The 19,063-nt window shown below is 38.0% G+C and carries 17 protein-coding genes; 11 read left to right on the forward strand and 6 right to left on the reverse strand.

What is annotated here, in order from left to right; translation table 11 throughout:
• Window positions 1-263 precede the first annotated feature (263 nt).
• The 7 genes from HYG87_RS02220 to HYG87_RS02250 all read left to right on the forward strand — a co-directional run bounded on the left by HYG87_RS02220 (window position 264) and on the right by HYG87_RS02250 (window position 7,313).
• Window positions 264-1,520 (forward strand): CPBP family glutamic-type intramembrane protease, encoded by a 1,257-nt coding sequence (locus HYG87_RS02220; RefSeq protein WP_211533612.1) that lies wholly within the window; start codon window positions 264-266, stop codon window positions 1,518-1,520.
• 125 nt (window positions 1,521-1,645) lie between these two features.
• A complete protein-coding gene (locus HYG87_RS02225; RefSeq protein ID WP_211533613.1) occupies window positions 1,646-2,635 on the forward strand; it encodes a magnesium transporter in 990 nt (329 codons plus the stop codon).
• Window positions 2,636-2,666: 31 nt separating this feature from the next.
• Complete coding sequence (locus HYG87_RS02230; RefSeq protein WP_211533614.1) at window positions 2,667-3,074, forward strand: hypothetical protein; 408 nt, start codon at window positions 2,667-2,669, stop codon at window positions 3,072-3,074.
• Between the two features lie 33 nt (window positions 3,075-3,107).
• Entirely contained in the window at window positions 3,108-4,568 is a 1,461-nt protein-coding gene (locus HYG87_RS02235) for a phytoene desaturase family protein (protein WP_211533615.1), read from the forward strand.
• Window positions 4,569-4,633: 65 nt separating this feature from the next.
• Entirely contained in the window at window positions 4,634-5,392 is a 759-nt protein-coding gene (locus HYG87_RS02240; protein WP_211533616.1) for a SagB/ThcOx family dehydrogenase, read from the forward strand.
• A 783-nt stretch (window positions 5,393-6,175) separates the two neighbouring features.
• Window positions 6,176-6,595: an EamA family transporter gene (locus HYG87_RS02245; protein WP_211533617.1), complete on the forward strand. Its 420-nt coding sequence runs from the start codon at window positions 6,176-6,178 to the stop codon at window positions 6,593-6,595.
• A gap of 70 nt (window positions 6,596-6,665) precedes the next feature.
• Window positions 6,666-7,313 (forward strand): NAD(P)/FAD-dependent oxidoreductase, encoded by a 648-nt coding sequence (locus HYG87_RS02250; protein ID WP_211533618.1) that lies wholly within the window; start codon window positions 6,666-6,668, stop codon window positions 7,311-7,313.
• Between the two features lie 60 nt (window positions 7,314-7,373).
• Here the strand turns inward: HYG87_RS02250 and HYG87_RS02255 are convergent, their stop codons facing one another.
• From HYG87_RS02255 to HYG87_RS02275, 5 genes are all read right to left on the reverse strand, one after another.
• The gene (locus HYG87_RS02255) at window positions 7,374-8,303 is read right to left on the reverse strand and encodes an alpha/beta hydrolase (protein ID WP_211533619.1); all 930 of its coding nucleotides are present in this window, start codon (window positions 8,301-8,303) and stop codon (window positions 7,374-7,376) included.
• 202 nt (window positions 8,304-8,505) lie between these two features.
• Complete coding sequence (locus tag HYG87_RS02260) at window positions 8,506-9,009, reverse strand: DUF6448 family protein (protein WP_211533620.1); 504 nt, start codon at window positions 9,007-9,009, stop codon at window positions 8,506-8,508.
• Between the two features lie 15 nt (window positions 9,010-9,024).
• Window positions 9,025-10,419 carry a glutamate decarboxylase gene (locus HYG87_RS02265; RefSeq protein ID WP_211533621.1) on the reverse strand — a complete coding sequence of 465 codons (1,395 nt, stop codon included), beginning with the start codon at window positions 10,417-10,419 and terminating at the stop codon, window positions 9,025-9,027.
• A gap of 113 nt (window positions 10,420-10,532) precedes the next feature.
• The gene (locus HYG87_RS02270) at window positions 10,533-11,276 is read right to left on the reverse strand and encodes a DNA alkylation repair protein (RefSeq protein ID WP_211533622.1); all 744 of its coding nucleotides are present in this window, start codon (window positions 11,274-11,276) and stop codon (window positions 10,533-10,535) included.
• A gap of 129 nt (window positions 11,277-11,405) precedes the next feature.
• Window positions 11,406-13,289 (reverse strand): pseudomurein-binding repeat-containing protein, encoded by a 1,884-nt coding sequence (locus tag HYG87_RS02275; RefSeq protein ID WP_211533623.1) that lies wholly within the window; start codon window positions 13,287-13,289, stop codon window positions 11,406-11,408.
• Between the two features lie 703 nt (window positions 13,290-13,992).
• Between HYG87_RS02275 and HYG87_RS02280 the strand changes: the two genes are divergently transcribed.
• The 4 genes from HYG87_RS02280 to HYG87_RS02295 all read left to right on the forward strand — a co-directional run bounded on the left by HYG87_RS02280 (window position 13,993) and on the right by HYG87_RS02295 (window position 16,626).
• Window positions 13,993-14,649 (forward strand): TetR/AcrR family transcriptional regulator, encoded by a 657-nt coding sequence (locus tag HYG87_RS02280; protein ID WP_211533624.1) that lies wholly within the window; start codon window positions 13,993-13,995, stop codon window positions 14,647-14,649.
• A 17-nt stretch (window positions 14,650-14,666) separates the two neighbouring features.
• Window positions 14,667-15,245, forward strand: coding sequence for a flavodoxin family protein (locus HYG87_RS02285; RefSeq protein WP_211533625.1), 579 nt, complete (start codon window positions 14,667-14,669; stop codon window positions 15,243-15,245).
• A 46-nt stretch (window positions 15,246-15,291) separates the two neighbouring features.
• Entirely contained in the window at window positions 15,292-15,978 is a 687-nt protein-coding gene (locus tag HYG87_RS02290) for a DUF169 domain-containing protein (RefSeq protein WP_211533626.1), read from the forward strand.
• Window positions 15,979-16,179: 201 nt separating this feature from the next.
• Window positions 16,180-16,626, forward strand: a complete 447-nt coding sequence (locus HYG87_RS02295) for an SRPBCC family protein (protein ID WP_211533627.1) — start codon at window positions 16,180-16,182, stop codon at window positions 16,624-16,626.
• A 139-nt stretch (window positions 16,627-16,765) separates the two neighbouring features.
• Here the strand turns inward: HYG87_RS02295 and HYG87_RS02300 are convergent, their stop codons facing one another.
• Window positions 16,766-18,865 carry a phospholipase D-like domain-containing protein gene (locus HYG87_RS02300; RefSeq protein WP_211533628.1) on the reverse strand — a complete coding sequence of 700 codons (2,100 nt, stop codon included), beginning with the start codon at window positions 18,863-18,865 and terminating at the stop codon, window positions 16,766-16,768.
• Window positions 18,866-19,063 lie beyond the last annotated feature (198 nt).

Below are 19,063 nucleotides of genomic sequence, written 5' to 3' on the forward strand. Positions count from 1 at the left end.
AGTTTGTGATTTACTCCTCAGGGTAGTTTCACCAACTACCCCTACACAGCTCAGGGAAAGTGATAAAAATCTTATTATTTATCTCTGGAGGTAATTTTAATCAAAAGAGGCATTCTTAGATAGAAGAATTTTTTATTAAGCCATGGAAACCTGGTGTTAAACCATAAAAAATTAGTAATAGTTAATCTAAAAATATGATATAGTTTTATTAATTTTTTTAAAAAACCATTGATATGGTGTTGGGATTGAGAAAGGAGAAATATGTGAAACCTTATGCTTTTAATAAATCTTCTTCCAGCTTTATTCAGGATGTGGATTATTATAAGACTGGGGTGAAATATTTCAGCCGGCGGGATGAGGGGGATATGGCCTGCCAGATGCTTTTAGGTTTAGGGGATAGTTACCTCCATAAAAAAAATTTTAAAAAAGCCTGGAATAGTTATAATGTAGCCTGTAAAATCTACCAGGATGAGCATAATTTAAGGGGTGAATTACAAGCCCGAGAGCACATGGGTCATCTTCATGAACAGCGTCAGGACTGGGCTTTAGCCCTGGAAAATTATACCCGGGCTTGGCATTTATTGAAGAATTTAAATGATCCCCAGAAAGAAAGGGAGCTATCCCAGAAAATAGGGGATATTTACAAAAAAGAGGGCTCCTATGATGATTCTCTCCGTTATTATAAAGAATCATTAACTGCGGTGGTTGATGCTCCAACCCGGAGTAAATATGATGAATTGAAAAATAAAGTAGCCCATCTGCACCCTTCTAAATTTCAGGGATTTTTTCTGGTTTTTTTGATTATAATCATCTTTTTGGCTGAGATTTTAACTACTTATGGAGATATGCGGCTGGGTCTGGTCACCCACTTTATGATTTTAATTGGTTTGATTGTAGGAGCAGGTCTTACTAATTCCCGGAGCTATTCTAATCTTTTAAGATGCCTGATAGTGTTACCCTTAATCAGGATAATCGGGCTTTCCATGCCTATCATGCAGATAGATCCCCTTTACTGGTTTCCCATCGTAGCCCTGCCTCTTTTAGTTGCTGCTTTTATATTGATGCGCAGTCAGGGCCTAACCAGAGAGAGTGTGGGCATCATGATAGATAATATCTATATCCAGCTTTTAATTCCCTTCACCGGAATAATATTTGGGATAACCGAATACTTCATCCTACAACCAGAACCCCTCCTGGGTAGTTTGAATATAGTGGATCTTTTTGTGGGCAGTGTGGTGATTATTATTGCCACCGGCTTTGCTGAGGAATTACTATACCGGGGACTCATCCAGAAAAATGCAGAAAATGTAATGGGTAAATATTATGCTCTCCTTTTTGCCTCCTTACTTTTCACCGCCCTGCACATGGGATGGACTTCCAACCTGGATTTGATATTCGTTTTCCTGGTGGCCTTATTCTATGGTTACATCTTCCAGAAAACCAGGAGTATTATTGGTATTAGTCTCTCCCATGGAATATCCAATATCTTACTCTTTCTGGTACTGCCCCTCCTACTTTGATATTCTCACACCATTAAATAGTAATTAAGGCCATAAATATAGTAAAAATAAACCAGGATCTTAATAGTTTAACCATAATCTTTTATAGCCCTGTTTTTTGTTTTAAAAAAAAGAGGAATCACCTAATGGAAAAGGAAATCAAATCATCCATTCAGGATGTAATCAGTACCAGAGTACCGGTATCTTATGAAAAAGTTAAAATAGGTGATATTCAGGACTACCTGGAAGAAAAAGCTCCTGAATTTAATATTATGGATTATGTGTACATTTTAGATGATGAAGGTATCCTAAAAGGTGTTATATCCATTAAACAGATTTTAAGTTCAGCCCACTCTCTAAAAGCAAAAGAGGTGATGCACCCCCATCCCATAACCATCAGCCCGGAGGAAGAAGTAGAAAATGTGGTTTATCTTTCCTTGTCCCATTCTCTAAAATCTCTGCCTGTTACCGGGCCGGATAAAAAATTTGTGGGCGTAGTAGCCCACCACGACATTCTTAAATTTTTTAATCAGGAAGTAGAAAGTGACATATTCAAATTTGGAGGTATATTCCATAAAGTAGGGGAAGAATACACCACCATATCATCTTCTGCCCAACATATGATCCGTTCCCGTTTACCCTGGCTTATAATTGGAGTTATGGGAGGTATAATGGCCGCATCAGTTATATCTCTTTTTGAAGACTTGTTGAGTAGTTTTATTGCCCTGGCCTCCTTCATACCGGTGATGGTATATATGAGTGATGCCGCCGGTACCCAGTCCGAGGCTCTTATAATCAGAAGCCTGGCTCTGGATCCAAATTTAAGTTTCAAAACCTATTTAATTAGGGAAATTAAGGTGGGTCTAGTTTTAGCCTTAGTTTCAGGTGGCCTGGCGGGTATAATGGCCCTTATAACCCGGCAGAATATTATTCTGGGATTAATAATATTTTTATCCATGTTTTTGAGTATTATGGCCTCAGTAATTATTGCCACCTGGGCTCCCCTCCTATTTAAAAAGATTAATTTTGACCCGGCGGTAGCCACCGGACCATTGGCCACCATTATAAGCGACCTGGTAACCCTCTCCATATATCTGGGAGTGGCACTATTACTTTTAAGTTCAACTACCATTTAATAAAAGGGTATATCATGATAAGAGGATTTAAATGAAAAAAAAAGATAAAAAAGAAGACTCTGATAAGGACCAGATTATAATAAAACTGGAAGAAAAAATTCACTATCAAAACCAGGCCCTTAATCGTATTAATGAGAAATTATCCCAGTGCCTGGACCGCTTGGGCGAAATACGTCAGGAAAAAGAGATATTAGAAAATAAAATCAAAGAATTAGAAATCAGGGAAATGGATTTTAAACTCTTAAAACATGATAAACTCCAGAATGATTATGATAAAATGAACCACCGGGCCCAGGTAACTAAAAAACAATTGGATGATGCCCGCAATCATATTCTTTTTTTAGAAAAGGTTCTCCAGGATATGGAAAACCGGAGTATGATGGATTATATTAAGAAAAGGTACCCGGAAAGCTGGGTAGAGTATAAAAACCGTTCATAAATCTCATAAAAAAAAATTAAGGGGGTTTTTTCTTTGGAGATAATAATTGTAGGAGCAGGTTTTGGTGGTATGTCTGCCGGGGCTTTACTATCCCGGGATGGACATGAGGTAACTATTTTAGAAAAGAATGAACAACCAGGAGGTCGGGGTAGTTACTTTGAGGATAAAGGTTATTATTTTGATATGGGTCCTTCCTGGTATCTCATGAGTGAATTATATGATAATTTTTTTCAGGAATTTGATAAAAAAGCTGAAGATTTTTTTAACCTGGAAAAACTGGATCCTTCCTACCGGATTTTTTTAGATAAAAAAAGGGTCTGGGATATTTCTGCTAATTTAGAAGAAAATTACCAGTTATTTGATGGTTTTGAAGAAAATGGTGGGGAGAAACTTAAAAAATATCTGCAGTCCTCTAAAGAACTCTATGAGTTCTCCCTGGAGGAGATGCTCTACCGGGATTATAATTCCATCCTGGATCTTTTAAATGGTAAATTACTATTTAAGGGGTATAAGCTGCGGCTCTGGGAGAACCTGCAGCACTTCATAGACCGGCAATTTGAAAGTGAGGAGGCCCGGAAGATACTCCAGTATGCTATTGGTTTTTTAGGAGGTTCTCCTGAAAATGCACCTTCATTTTACCACCTGGTATCCCATTCTGATTTAAACCTGGGGGTATGGTATCCCCAGGGAGGAATGAGGAAAGTAACCCAGGGAATTTATGAGCTGGCCTTATCCCAGGGAGTTAATTTCCACTTCCAGGAAGAAGTGGAGTTATTGGAGGTGCATGAAGATAGGGTTAAACGGGTTATAAGTAATGAGGGATTCTATGAAGCGGATGTGGTGGTGGTTAATGCGGATTATGCCCACAGTGAACTGGATTTACTAAAGCCCCCCTACCAGAGCTATGATGAAAAATACTGGGAGAGCCGTACCATATCTCCCTCGGCCCTGGTGGCCTATCTAGGTATAGATTCCCGTGTGGAGAACCTGGCCCACCATAACCTGTTTTTAAATAAGGACTGGGATAGTGGATTTGAAGCAGTATTCAATCCAGATAAGAAGGCCTGGAGTGAGGATTCCTCTTATTATGTTAATGTACCTTCTTTAACTGATGATTCTGCTGCCCCAGAAGGGGGAGAAACCATTTATATCCTGGCTCCCCTGGCTCCGGGTTTAGAAGATAGTGACACTTTAAGGGAGAAGTTCTTAAATCAGATTTTAGATGATCTGGAAGAGAAGATTGATTTTAATATCCAGGACAAGGTGGTAGTTAAGAAGATATTTGCCCTTAATGATTTTAAAACAAGATACAATGCTTATAAGGGCACTGCTTTTGGTTTAAGCCATACCATGGATCAAACTGCCCTGTGGAGGCCCGCCCATAAAAGTAAGAAGGTGGAAAATCTTTATTATACAGGACAATATAACCATCCCGGGATAGGGGTGCCCATGACCCTGGTTTCTTCCCAGATTCTATCCCAGGAAATCAGGTGAAATATGGTAATGATATGTAAAAAAATTTTAGTTAATATCATATTTTTTAAAAGAGGGTGTTTAGGATGAATGATAAAGAAAAAATAATACAATACCGTAATTTTTTAAAAGATTCCATACGAAAGGAGATTGATTTTTCCCAGACAGATCAGAGCCTGCAGGTGGAGGTACCACCTATAGAAAAACCCTATGATCTGGGTAAAAAAAGGATAGAGTTAATTTATGCGGATTGGGATGAGGAATATGATATTAAACTCTCTGAAGCCATGAAAAACCGGATTAGTCGGCGTAATTTTAAGGGGAATAGTTTATCTTTAAAGGAGTTGTCTTTTCTCTTATGGGCTACCCAGGGTTTACGGCGTTTAGCCGGGGCCTATGCCTTTCGGGTGGTGCCTTCTGCAGGTTGCCGTCATGCCCTGGAGACTTACCTGGCAGTTTTTAATGTGGAGGGATTAGAAGAAGGAGTTTATCGCTATTTACCTTTGACCCATGAGTTATTACTGGAATTTAAAACCCCTAACTTAAAAGAAAAGATGGTTAAGGCTGCTTTTAATCAGGATTTTGCCGGTTCCTCGGCAGTGACTTTTATCTGGAGTACCATTCCCTACCGGATGGAATGGCGTTATGGTCTGGACTCCCACAAGGTAATTGCCCTGGATGCGGGGCATGCCGGGCAGAACATGTACCTGGCGGTGGAGGCCATAGGATGTGGAACCTGTGCTATTGGGGCCTATGATCAGGAATATTTAGATGAGCTACTTAAACTGGATGGGGTTAATGAGTTTGCTATTTATTTATTCCCGGTGGGGAAGGTGGATAAATAAAAATTTTTCCATGAAGATACGAAGAGGAAAAAGAATAAACACAGGGGAAAATCTCTACCAGGTATATTTAAAATCAAAGATAGCATCTCTAGAATACCGGGAGAAGGTTTTTGCAATTAAAAATAAGCATAATATAATAATTTAAGATTCTTTAATTATTTTTTTTAGTTCTTTTTTAGGGAAAAAGAAGTCTAAATAATCAAATTTAGGATAGCAGTAGTATTAATTATTTTTAAATTTTTTTTTATTATAACAAAATATTCAGTTTTAGGGCAGTATTTATAGAAAAAAAGGAAAGTTATTTGTTTTTTTATCTTACCTGGCAAGTGTTAGGGCTAATCTTATTATTAAAAATTTAGGATTTAATCTTCGACATATAAGTAATGCTTAAAAAATATGAAGACCTGCATCTTAAATCTCAAAATATAAATAGAATAAGACATACACTTCAAGTGTAAAAAAATACACAAAAAGAGAAAAAACCGGGAAGTATAATTCACGTCTAAAAAATATAAAAAAAGAAACCCCCTTGAGACATACACTTCAAGTGTAAAAAAATACACAAAAAGAGAAAAAACCGGGAAGTATAATTCACGTCTAAAAAATATAAAAAAAGAAACCCCCTTGAGACATACACTTCAAGTGTAAAAAAATACACAAAAAGAGAAAAAACCGGGAAGTATAATTCACGTCTAAAAAATATAAAAAAAGAAACCCCCTTGAGACATACACTTCAAGTGTAAAAAAATACACTAATAGTGAATTAATTAAATGGTGAAAATTATGGATTACTATTTATTCGCCCTCCTGGCTGCCTTTTTCATGGGTCTGGCCCCTATATTTGGAAAAACAGGACTGCAGAATATCAGCCCCCCGGTGGCTTTAACCATACGTAGCTTCATTATCAGTGGTATAATGATGGGTTACCTGGCCTGGAGCAATGATTTTAATGTTATAAAGGACTTAAAAATAAGTAGCTGGGGATTTATTGCATTAGAAGGAATATGTGCCGCCCTATTAGGCCAATTATTTTATTACCAGGCCCTAAAATCAGGGGAGGCCTCTATGGTGGTTCCCCTTATTGCTTCTTTTCCTCTTTTTACCTTCATATTAGCCTCCATCTTCTTAGGGGATAAAATAACCCTGGCTAAAGTGGGGGGTCTGCTGCTTATTGTCTCGGGTGTGGTTTTAATCCGGATGTAAATTCTTGAAAGAATAACTATTAACTAAACAAAATAAAATAGTTATCAGCTATAATAAAGGAGTTATATTTATGGAGGATTTTCCCGAAAAAGGAGCTAAATTACAGGCGGATGGTACCTATGCCATTATACCCCACGTACCTGGAGGCTTAATTACCCCGAAAGAATTATCTCAACTATCCCAGGTAGCACTTAAATATAAGGCCTGGCTGAAAATAACCTCCCAGCAACGTATAGCCTTAATTGGAATAAAAAAAGAGGATATTGATAAGGTTTGGGGTAATCTGGATATGAAAGTAGGGGGATTAAATGGGCCATGTGTTAAGGCCGCCAGGTTCTGCCCCGGCAAAAAATATTGTAAGAAGGGAGAACGTGACACCCTAAAAATAGGGTTGGATATAAATGAAAAGTTCTTAGGAATACCCACCCCTAATAAGGTAAAAATTGGTATATCGGGATGCATTAATTCCTGTGCAGATTCCGCCCTAAGAGATATAGGACTTATTGGAAGTAGAAATGGATGGAAGATCATGGTCGGGGGAAGTGGAGGTAAAAAACCCAGAATAGGTAGTCTTTTGATTAAGGATTTAAATGACCAGGAGGCTTTATCTTTAGTCGGGCAGGTAATTGATTATTATAAATCCCAGGACACCCCCAGGAGATTAGGATTATTAATTGAAAAAGAGGGATGGTATAGTTTTATTAAAACATTCAAATGAGTTTATTTACAATTTAAACCGGATTGATTTTTATCATGTTTTAGGAAAAAGATTTCATTTTTAAAGATTTTTTTTTATAAAATCAACCACATATTGTTCCAGCTGCTCGATCCCAGGATATTCCAGAGGAAAATGTCCTGCATTTTCCAGAATTTTTAATTCCTTTTTAGTGTTAATTTTATCAAAAAATAGTCGGCTGATATTTACAGGGGTCCATTTATCATCCTCAGGATGTACTAACAGAACAGGGCATATATTGAATTCTTCTGGTTCAATAGCGGGCTGTGCATTTATCATGGAGCTCACCAGTCGCAGGGGAACTCTGGAGCCAGCAGAGGTATCATCATCTATTAAGATTTTCCTGACATTTTTTTCATTAACAATGGCCTTCATATTGGCCAGAGTTTTCATGGGCAAAGTTAGATTCCCATTTAACCTGGAAATTAAAGAGATTAGGGGGGTTCCAATACGGCTGATAATTTTGTTTCCTGCAGAAAAATCTCTCACCTCTTGCATCCGCTGATCAAGTAGGTTGGTGGCAATTAATCCTTCCACCATTTTATTTTTAGAAGCCGCATGATAAGCTAACATACCTCCTGCACTAAGACCAAAAAGAAATACCGGCCTATTATCTTTTCTTTTTTCCTCCAGGATGATGTGATTAACCAGATCTATCCAATCATTAAAATTAATAGATTCTTTATCTACCTGTGAATATCCATAACCCGGTAAATCAGGAGCTATAATCTCAAAACCATGCTGAAAAAGTGGTACACCTATAAAAGAAAGTAGCCTCCCATTGCCTCCTACTCCATGAAGGAGTATGATTTTAGCAGGAGCATCCTTTTTAAGATAGTAATCCAAATGTATATGATTGCCTTTCCAATCCATAAATAGCTCTTGGGGACTGCTTTTTTTGGAAATTCGGTTGTGTTCTGGTAAATATTTTATAATTTTTTGCCAGGTATCCTGATAGGAATAGTTTTTCATCAATATCCAGATATTTTTCCAATAATATAATCTTTTCTATATTTGATCCTGCCAAGTTGGTGGGATTTAAACAGTTTATCAAGATTTTTTTTTATAATATGCTAAAGTTTTAGCTAAGAATGGATAATTAATCAATTACAGGCAATTGATTAATATTCCCCAACTCCTAAACTTGACACTCAACTATCTTTTAATTTAAATATTAGCCTTCAGTCATATATTTATATAAATGGTGGGAAAATAGCACAAAATCCAGCATGGCCTGAGTATATTCCCGGGAAGAACGAACATCATTTTTATCCCTGTTTTTTAAGGAAGTGGCCCGGAGAAACTTATCCTCCAGTACATCCTGCAGGGTTTCTTTTAAAAAATCAATGGTCTCAGAAGGGTCGCCCTCTTCTATATCATTTTCTGCTAAGGGCACCACCGGACCCCAGTCCAATCCTGCAGCTTTAAGTCCGGTGTATGGTTTCCCCTCACTTTCCCGGTGTAAGCGCACACTGTTTTCAAAAAACCATAAATCAGCCACTTCTGCTACTTCCGGGCCGGATTCACGTACCTTCATGGTTTTATCAAATATCTGTTTTAATTCTTTTTCTGATTTTTCACCAACAAAGGGCAGTACATAATTCACATTTCCCGTTTCCAAAGCCAGCTGACAGGCCTTAACCACCGGTCCATCCAGGGTATCGCAATGGGGAGCCATAACTTATCACCTCATTTAATATAATAAACTAAGATTTTCTTTTTCTTTTTTCTCCTTCTGGTTTTCCAGAAGATGGCAGGCTTTTTTAATATCCACAAGCAGGGTTTCAACCATATCCCGGCTGAAGTTTTCTTTTATTACCATGCGCAGTACCTGCACCTTTTGAGCATTTTCTGGTAGTTTATAGGCCGGGATTATCCACCCTTTCTCCCGGAGCTTATCTGATAAATGGTAGACTGTAAAATCAACATTTTTCAGCTGAACCGTTACCAGAGGAAAGATTACATCCTTATTTATTACTTCAAATTTTCCTGTTTTTTCCAGTTCCCTGGCCAAATATTTAGCATTTTGGGATAAATTCTCCATTATGGACTGGTATCCTTCAAATCCCAGCCTTATGAAATTATAATACTGGGCAATAATGGTGCTACTTCCCTTGGAGAAGTTGAGAGAATAATTGGCCATGTTGCCCCCTAAATAGGTGATATTAAAGACCAGGTCATCTGGTACGTCACTTTTGTCCCTGAAAATCAGCCAGCCAATACCCGGATAGACCAGACCATATTTATGGCCTGATACATTGATGGATCGCACCTGTTCTAGTCTAAAATCCCATTCCATATCCGGGTAGAGGAAGGGTAATATGAATCCACCACTGGCCCCATCCACATGCAGGGGAATGTCCCAGCCTTTAGTTTTTTTTATTTCCACTAATTTATCATTAATTTCTTTTATAGGGTCCATCTGTCCGGTGAAGGTGGTTCCTACCACTGCCCCCACAGCAATAGTATTTTCATCAACTTCTCGAGCTACATCCTCGGCAGTAATGGTGTATAGGTCCTCTTTTAAAGGAATGAGTTTTAGTTCCACATCAAAATACCGGGCGAATTTCTCCCATACGGTATGTACATCGGCGCCCATGACGATATTGGGTTTATCATACGTTTTTCCTTCTTTTTTCCTTTTTTCTCTCCAGCTCCATTTGTGGGCTAATAGTCCCAGCATGATAGCCTCTGAAGATCCTATGGTGGCTGTTCCCAGTGATTCACAGTCATCCGGAACATTGAATAACCGGGCAAGCATATTTACCACCCTTTCCTGGATTTTAAGGGTCTGGGGATATTCATCAGTATCCACATAATTTTTATCCACCGACTCCATAATGAGCTGGTCTGCCTCAGGTTCCATCCAGGTGGTGACAAAACTGGCCAGATTGAGGCGGGGATTACCATCTAAATTTAGCTCATCTTTTATAAGTAAATAGGCCGCCGGGGCAGGCATTCCCTCTGATGGTAATTCAAATTTAGGGATACTGTTTTCAAAGTAACGAGTCCCGTAAGGTGTGGTTTCCGGTGAATGCTCCTTTTGTGATTTTTTTAATTTGCTGGTATCTACCTTCTCAGATAGCATATTAAACCCCTCTTTTTCTAGTGCTTTAATATATGATTAATTATTACTAAAACAATTATGGCACAATCATCTAATCTCAGATAAAATAGTTAGAGGTTTTTTTTAGAAATAAGTTATTTTATTTTTTTTACACTTCGCATCCCGTGTTTTATTATCCACTCAGTTTCCTTACTAATTTTATCTTTTTGCCATTCTTTGATTATCTGGTAAGCCTTATCAGGATCTTCTTTCATGAGATCATTTAAGTTATTACCCACACTTTTTTGTACAAATCGTTCCGGGTCCGACTTTAGTTGGGATAATATCTCTTTATAGGCATCAAATTCCTCTAATGCCACCAGTAATTTTTTAGACCAGGGTAATCTGATACGAAGGCCTTCACTGGAAAGCCTCCTTACATGGACACTACTATCTTTAGTCCATTTTTTAATTATGAACAAAGATTTTTTAGGATATTTCTTTATAAGAGGCCTTATAGCAAATTCACCGGTGAAACGTTTGGTTAATTCATAAATAAAATCCATGGAAGTGGAAAAATCTTTTGTGCCATGTTTTTCCACATATCGTCCTACCGGCCATAGCCACCAGCCTTCCCGAAACATTCCATCAGTAGTTTCTAGTTCCGGGCCCAGTATTTCATGGAAAATCTGAATATTCTCTTTATAATCCGGTTTTAAGGTTAACTCCAGGGCCTCTACAAATAGATCCTGACGTTCTAGAAATCCCTTATCATCCAATTTTTCAGTAATATAGGTAACGAATTTATCCACATCAAATAGAAAATAGCTGGCTTTAATTTTAGAGCCCAGAAGATGTGCTGCTTCCGGGTCATAATAATCTTTGAATTTTTTGGCCATATTAAAAAATAAGGAGTATAAAATATTAATATTTTTTTAAAAAATTAAGATGAATACAGAAAACAATCACGGATAAATTCAAAATTATCCAAAAAAAAAAGAAAAAAAAGGGGTAAATTTATTATTGTTTTATCTTACCCGGCGGGTGTTTATAACCACATAATTTGGTAGTACTCCTCGTTCAGCTTTAAAAGCCACAATACGAGCAAAACTATCCACCAGTGCCTGGAAACGAATGTTACCCAGTGAGCTCCAGGCGAAATTAGGTGCCACACCATTATTTCTGATGAACTTATTCACCCTGGAGGCCATATCCATATAACCAGACTTATACAGGTTGCGGTTAACAATTGTTGAACCTGCAGCTTTAGGTGCTGTTTTTACATCCATGGCCTTAAATTCTTGGGCTGTGGATATTAAACTAGCTGTAGATAACTCTAAAAATACAGGCATGGTCACATAATGAGTGATACCTGCGGTATCCTCCATACGCACCCAGTTAGGTAAAACACCACGACTGGTGATGAAATTCCTGACCCGAATAGCCGCATCCTGCACCATTAAACGGGTGAAAATACCGGTTTCAGGTGGTTCAGCGCCAATTTGCACGGTATCACTTAGTTCTTCTGTATCTAAAGCCGCTTTTACTGTGGCTAAACCGGATTCAGTACCATTTAAAGTAGCAGTGGCCACACCACTAGTGGTGGGTTTATCCACAATTTGACTACCCACTTCCCCTAAATCAGTCTGGAAAGTCACTAAAGTGCCATCCGGCAGGTGACCATTAGCTGGATCTAAAGAAGTAACCGTGGTACCATCAAAGGCATGGTTGAAGTTAGCAGTTAGTATTGAGGTTTCACCCTGAGCAATACTAGTAGGATCAGCCTGGAAACTCATGTACAACCATGGGGAGTAATTCACCGCGCCACCAATTAAAGTGGTAAAGTTTGGATTATTGGATCCCCACCAGTTATACCGGGCATCAGCAGATCCACCATGATTGTGTATGGATATATGTGAATTATCCACAATACGATTGAAATTCGCAGTCACAGTACCCCAATTGTTGAAGATAGCACCACCAACACTTGCGGTGTTACCAGAAAAAGTACTTGTTGTTACATCCGCACTACAATAGTTATCATTATTGTAGATAGCACCACCATAATTAGTGGCACTGTTACCAGTGAAAGTGCTATCAGTTACACTTAAAGTAGCAAAATTGTAGATAGCACCACCAAAAGGTGCGGTATTGCCTGTAAATTCACTGTTAGTTACAGTTAGAGTAGCATCGTAATCGTAGCCATAGTAATTGTAGATTGCTCCACCCCAAGTAGTGGCACTGTTACCAGTGAAAGTACTATCAGTTACAGTTACGGTACCATAGGTGTAGATAGCACCGCCATAATCTGCTAAATTATTAGTAAAGGTACTACCAGTCACGGTACTGGTACCTTCAGCATCATAGATAGCACCACCACCAAAAGTTCCAACGTTGTCTGTGAAAGTACTCTCTATTACATTTAAAGTGGATCCATAAGCATTGAAGATAGCACCACCATACTGTGCGGTGTTGTTTATGAAAGTATTGCTATTTACAGTAACTGTACCATAATTGTCAATACCACCACCACTAAAACCTGAAACCCCATTTTGTATGGTAAATAAACTGATACCAACTGTAGCACCACTATTAATGGTCAGGGGTTTTCCAGTGTTGGATCCATCGATGATAGTGTTTTCCTGGCTTTGGCCTACCAGATTCAAATTCTTACTTATAGTCAGATGTTCATAGTAGGTCCCATCAGCCACATTAACCGTACCATCCACACTTACTGAAGTTATTCCTTTTCCAATGGTCAAATAAGGATTAGTTTCTGTTCCATCATTATCATCACTACCGGTAGGTGAGACGTATTTCACACTATCCGGATCCACCGTAGCAGATACTGCACCAGCCATGGTTATAGCCAATATTAGAACTGTTAGAGTTATTATTAGTTGTTTTTTCACGTTTTTCACCTCCTTGTACAATCAATCATTAAAATAATAGAAGATAACTGAAAATAAATTATTATTTTTGTAAATAAAAAGGACGGCTAATTAAAGCTAAATAATCTCCTTGGTACAGCACTAAAAAGGCTGAAACTGAATTTTCTGGAAAAAAGGGATTACTGGTCCCCTTATCTGATAATCAAACATTACAATATTAGTAATAAAAGTAAATAAACCTGCCTATTTGTTTGTGATATCATAAAAAACTAATATAACTAATGTTAACAAAAATATGAACCATTAATTTTTGTATAAATTTAAAGAAATATTCTAATTATTCCCCTTACTTACATCCACATCCTTAAATTGAGATTTTACTCTAATTTCAAAATTATAAGGTAAATCTGACCATTACTTGAGGTTTATTTTGAATTGAGTGGATATATTCTGTGGCACTTTTTATACCTAGCCCTATGAATCCTTATCGAATTTTTTATTTTAATCCATACTCCCTTTCATCCACAGCGTCTACTGAGCCATGTTAATTTATCCAGAAAAATCTCTTATGATAGGAAAAGGTTGAAGGTGAAAAATGGTAAAAAACTAGCTGCTTTCGTTTTAACCAGAACATTTATATAGTCCCCCGAACTATAGAACATATTACTGACTCATAAGTCACATATATGATTTAAAGTTCATAAAGGAGTTAGGTGAAAAAAAGATGTCAATGACAGAATGGAAAAAAAGAGAAAGGCAAGAGCGCCAAAATGATATAATCAATGCTGCCCGGAAAATATTAGCCAATAAAGACTTTAGTGAAGTATCCATGGATGAAATAGCCCGGGAAATTGGCCTGGGTAAAAGTACACTTTATCTCTATTTTAAAAACAAGGAGTCATTGTACTTTGCCATAGTCCTGCGTGGTATTCGCATCTGGGTAGAAATGGTTAAAGAAGAAATGAAAAAAGGTAAAAGAGGTGTTGAAAAGTTTTCATTATATTTAAATGCCAATCAAAAGTTTTCAAAGGAATATCCCGACTATTTCCGGCTTTTGTATTCCCCCACCTCCATAAAAAAACAATTTGATAAAAATAAAATGAACAGCAGTACCGAGTTTCAGGAAGTACGGTCACTATTTAAAGATCTAATGAATAGGGGAATAGAAGCCCTAAAGCAAGGTATAGATGAGGGGCAAATTAGAGCCGAAGTGGATCCGGTGGAAACCATTATTTTGATTTCCGTAATCTACAATGGAATGGCGAATATGGGGGATTGGAGTAAGGAAATTTTAGAAAATAGAGGTATAGATGAACAGAAGTTCAGTGCAGATGTGGCTGAAATATTTTCTCAACATCTTATTAAAATAGAAAAAAAGTAATTAGGAGAGGATTAATAATGAAAAAAGTACTTTTACTATGTGGTAGTCCCCGAAAAAAGGGTAACACCTATCAGGTCCTGGATGAATGTGCCAGAGCCATAGAACAGGAAGGTTTAGAAACTGAGATAATATCCCTGGCTGGTAAAAATATCCGATCATGTATTCATTGTAAAAAATGCGCCGAATTGAACGAATGCATTCTGGATGATGGATTAAATGAGATTATAGCCAAGCTTAGGGAATCTGATGGATTTATTGTAGGATCTCCAGTTTACTTTGGAAGTGCCCGGGGAGATTTGATGGCTGCCCTGCAGAGAATAGGAATGGTGTCATTTTACCATGATTTTTTATCCTGGAAAGTGGGAGGCCCTATATCCATTGCCCGTCGAGGAGGTCATACCTCCACCCTGCAGGAAATGTTAATGTTCTTTTTATATAATGATATGATTGTTCCTGGATCCAGTAGCTGGAATATGGTTTTTGGATGGGCTCCAGGGGAAGTACAGGATGATGAAGAAGGAATGAAAGTTATAAGAAAATTTGGAGTAAATGTGGCCACTTTAATTAAAAAAATCAAAAACAATCAGGTGGCTTAGAAAATCATGACTTGTCCTTATTTCAGGTAAAAAAAAGGTGTTATATATGGATTATAAAGAAAGGGGAGCGAAATTAAAGGAACTATTAAAATTGGAAAAGGAATTGGTGGCCCTGAAATGGTCAGTGGATGAACCGGATGATATTAAAAAGGAGGAAGGTAAGTCCAGATTCTGCACTAAGCTGGAAAAAGCCTCACAAGGTGAAGTATTCTATGCCACTGCCCAGGAAGAGGAATGTCTGGGAGGTGCTCGCTATGCCGGACTTAAGGATATCCGGGAATATCCCGCCCCGGTACAAAGTGGGGCCTTTTTAATTCCCCGGGGCGTGTATAAAAACATCCCTGCGGTGCAGCGATCCTGGGAAAAGGAAATAAGCATAGAACCTGGTATTTTTAAGGCGGTACTTTTTGCTCCTTTAAGTAAGGCAGAATTTGAACCAGATGTAATATTTATAGTGTCTAATGCCAAACAGGGTATGGAAATACTACATGCTAATGCCTATGATTCAGGAGAGCATGCCCAGGGTGCAGATGCTGCCCCTATATGCAGTTCTATGGCGGCTCTACCCTACCTCACTGGAAAAGTTACTTATGGCTTTGGAGATGTGGGAGCCAGAAACAATATGGATCTGGATAAAGGAGATATTATGGTGAGTATTCCCGAGAGTGAATTATCCCGTATTGTATCCAATTTGACTCAGATGCGTACTAAAATCTTCTTTAAGGAAGAATGATTTTATGGTCCTGATAGTCATTTAGTCATAATTCCGAATCAATAGCAAAAAATTGGATGAAAATCTCTTAAAAATAAACCAGATTAGTTGCAACTAATAATAATATCCTGGTTTAATTAATATTTTAATCTTTAAAAATCAAATATATATTATGTGGTTAATTTTTAGAACTTCTGATTTAAAAAAAAGGGGGAATTAAGAATGTTGAATCAACAATACTCTATAGTAATTAATGCACCTCCCAAAAAAGTTTGGCATAGCATGCTTGACCCGGATACTTACCAGATCTGGACTGCACCATTTATGCCCGGCTCTTTCTATGAAGGGAAATGGGAAACAGGAAGTAAGATACTTTTCCTGGTAGAAGACAAAAAAGGCATGATGTCGGGAATGGTAAGTAAGATTAAAGAAAGCCGGCCTTATGAATTCGTCTCTATTGAACATAAAGGTGTGGTGGAAGACGGAAAAGAAAAAGAGATAGAGGAATTAGCAGGATCACTGGAAAATTATACCCTTAAAGAGATTGATGGTAAAACTGAGGTAATAGTGGATTTAAGAGGGCCGGGAGAAATAGATGAAGAATGGCAACAGGAAGAGGATATCTGGTCCCAGGCCCTGCAAATTCTTAAAGAAATGGCAGAAAAATAAGTTACAAAATGTTTAAAACCCAGAAGATTAATATTCCTGAAGAAATAGTCAAAAAATGGTATCTTTAGAGCTTTAAATTTGAGTTTAATAAAAAAAACATCATAAAACTTTATCTTAAAAGTAAATAAGTTTTAAAAAACTATTCTAAAACATCCTCATCATTTAATTTGACACCCATATCCTTTAATTGGGATTGGGCTGTTAGTTCAAAACTATAGGGTAGTAGCTGACCCTTAAAGTGAGGTTTCTTTTTTGAAATAGAGCGTATATTTTCTTTAGCCCTTTTTTGCCATAAGCCCAGCCAGCCGTTATCCTCTTTTTTTAGCAGGTCCTTTTCTATTCCCAGGTGTTCACTCCACAGGGCTTTTCTCAGCTTTAAAACTTCTCCTGTTTTTTTATCTCTATCTGGTATGATGGCATTTAGCTCCATGTTCCGGTGAAAGGTGGTATCCACTAATCCCTCCAGTTCATTAACATAGGTGAGGGAGGAACCATCCAGATTGGCTGTACCCACCGTGGCCCACCGGTCATCTACTATACCCACCTTGGAGTGCACATAGATTGGTTGTATCTTTTGATTATCACCGGCCCCCAGGGTGAAAAATCCTATCTGCGGATGTTCCAGATTATCACTAGCTGATTTTATCCCCAGTTTTTCCAGAGAACCATTCTGCCACTGTTTATAACCGGGAATATCCGGGTTCTCATTTAAAACCACCACCACCTGCAAGTTTTCATTAGCTTTTAAAGCATTTTTAAGGGCCTTAATCATGGTTTTATTGGTGAAGTACTGATTCTCCAGGTAGATGAAATCCTGTGCCCGGGCTATAGCCTTACGGTAAGCTTCAAATATTCCCCTTTCACCTTTTTTACTTAAAGAATCAGGAGTGATGGAGCGGGCTATCTGCAGGGGAATATCACCGGTAGAAACCGGACTAAAACGACTTTTTAACATGCCCTGGCCCTGGTATTCTTTCTGAGTGATATGGTTCCATAGCTGCAGAAAAAATTCTTCCAGGTAAGTTAAGGATTCTCCTTCCAGTTGGAGGGAAACATCATGTACCGGTCCTCCCTCCCGGCGAGGATCCGCAATTAAATGGGAGGTGGTATCCCAGTATAGTTGTTTGAAGGGTGAGCCGATGATGAATCCGGTTTTACCATCAATTAATAGGGTCTTGGCATGCATTACATATAGGCCCTTAGAGGTGAATTCCCGCACCTCCACTCCACTTTTCTGGAAATAATCCCTTATCTGGATGAAATTATCGGGAATCAGTAGATTCTCATTGAGGACTATTTTTACTTCCACCCCTCTTTTACTGGCCCGGGATAAGGCCTTGACCAGGAATTCCCGGGGAGGGTATTCATCAGAATAAGTGGCCAGGAGTTCTGGATCAAATTCAAACTGGGTCAGGTAGATGAAATTCCGGGCCTGGTTAATTTCTCTTAGCATACTCTCCAGGGCCACCTCATTATCAATCAAAAACTCCACCTTATTTTTAGTGGTGTACCTGGATTTTTTAGACCGGCCCAGTGTTACCAGCCAGCCCACAGCATCTTGCCGGTTTAATTGTATATCATCGGCCTTTATTATGGCGCAGGATGGATCCTGAATTTTTTCTCCAATATAAAGATCACTTACATCCAGGCTATCACGTACCGCCACTTCTATATCCTCTTTTTCGCCTAAAAGAGTATGGTAACTGGAAGGAGGGTAATATATTTCATAGTATCCTTCTTTACTCGTGCGGGATTTGCCCAGAATTTTCTCACCTTTAAGCCGGGGTAATACTTTATCCACCAGTTTAAGCGGATCCTTTTCCAGAATAGAGTTTTCTTTCCTATTCACCTTCCGGGCCACCACCACCAGATCCTTTAAAGGTTGGCCTTCTTCATCCACCAATTTTCCAGTTACTCCATGATGATTGCCCTGTAATTTTATCTCCCCTAGATTAATCACCTTTCCAGTAAATTCTCCTGCAATCTGAGTTTCATAAATTAAATCCCCTTCCAGGAGCACTTCCATTTTAATTTTAAAGTGGTGATTAGTAAAAAGAGCATCATCAGATGAAAGATCAGTTTTCACCTGAAATTCACCCTTCTTATGGGTTCTACTTTCTCCTAACTTACCCTGGTCCAGTAAACCCGCCTTATCAGGATTATAAATTATCACCTGATAGGAGGGTAGATTAAATCCTTTTATTCTCTTTAATCGTCCTTTAAAGATGATTATGCTCATTAAATCACTTTTAGTAGTTAATAAATAAAAGTTAAAATGTAGAAATAATATTATAAAAGAATAATGATATCTTAAGATTTGATTTAAACCCGCATGAAATTTTAAAATCATTAAAAAGTATTATATGATATAGGATGCTTTTCAGGAGTTTACATATTTTATCTCTATTAATTTATCTTATGATTAGATTTTTGTAGT

It is taken from the genome of Methanobacterium alkalithermotolerans, from assembly GCF_018141185.1.
Classification (GTDB): Archaea; Methanobacteriota; Methanobacteria; order Methanobacteriales; family Methanobacteriaceae; genus Methanobacterium_F; species Methanobacterium_F alkalithermotolerans.

Excerpts from the sequence above, each read along its gene's own strand:
- HYG87_RS02225 (WP_211533613.1), top strand. The coding sequence starts at position 1,646 with ATGGAAAAGGAAATCAAATCATCCATTCAGGATGTAATCAGTACCAGA.
- HYG87_RS02230 (WP_211533614.1), top strand. The coding sequence starts at position 2,667 with ATGAAAAAAAAAGATAAAAAAGAAGACTCTGATAAGGACCAGATTATA.
- HYG87_RS02240 (WP_211533616.1), top strand. The coding sequence starts at position 4,634 with ATGAATGATAAAGAAAAAATAATACAATACCGTAATTTTTTAAAAGAT.
- HYG87_RS02245 (WP_211533617.1), top strand. The coding sequence starts at position 6,176 with ATGGATTACTATTTATTCGCCCTCCTGGCTGCCTTTTTCATGGGTCTG.
- HYG87_RS02250 (WP_211533618.1), top strand. The coding sequence starts at position 6,666 with ATGGAGGATTTTCCCGAAAAAGGAGCTAAATTACAGGCGGATGGTACC.
- HYG87_RS02255 (WP_211533619.1), bottom strand. The coding sequence starts at position 8,303 with ATGAAAAACTATTCCTATCAGGATACCTGGCAAAAAATTATAAAATAT.
- HYG87_RS02260 (WP_211533620.1), bottom strand. The coding sequence starts at position 9,009 with ATGGCTCCCCATTGCGATACCCTGGATGGACCGGTGGTTAAGGCCTGT.
- HYG87_RS02265 (WP_211533621.1), bottom strand. The coding sequence starts at position 10,419 with ATGCTATCTGAGAAGGTAGATACCAGCAAATTAAAAAAATCACAAAAG.
- HYG87_RS02270 (WP_211533622.1), bottom strand. The coding sequence starts at position 11,276 with ATGGCCAAAAAATTCAAAGATTATTATGACCCGGAAGCAGCACATCTT.
- HYG87_RS02280 (WP_211533624.1), top strand. The coding sequence starts at position 13,993 with ATGTCAATGACAGAATGGAAAAAAAGAGAAAGGCAAGAGCGCCAAAAT.
- HYG87_RS02285 (WP_211533625.1), top strand. The coding sequence starts at position 14,667 with ATGAAAAAAGTACTTTTACTATGTGGTAGTCCCCGAAAAAAGGGTAAC.
- HYG87_RS02290 (WP_211533626.1), top strand. The coding sequence starts at position 15,292 with ATGGATTATAAAGAAAGGGGAGCGAAATTAAAGGAACTATTAAAATTG.
- HYG87_RS02295 (WP_211533627.1), top strand. The coding sequence starts at position 16,180 with ATGTTGAATCAACAATACTCTATAGTAATTAATGCACCTCCCAAAAAA.
- HYG87_RS02300 (WP_211533628.1), bottom strand. The coding sequence starts at position 18,865 with ATGAGCATAATCATCTTTAAAGGACGATTAAAGAGAATAAAAGGATTT.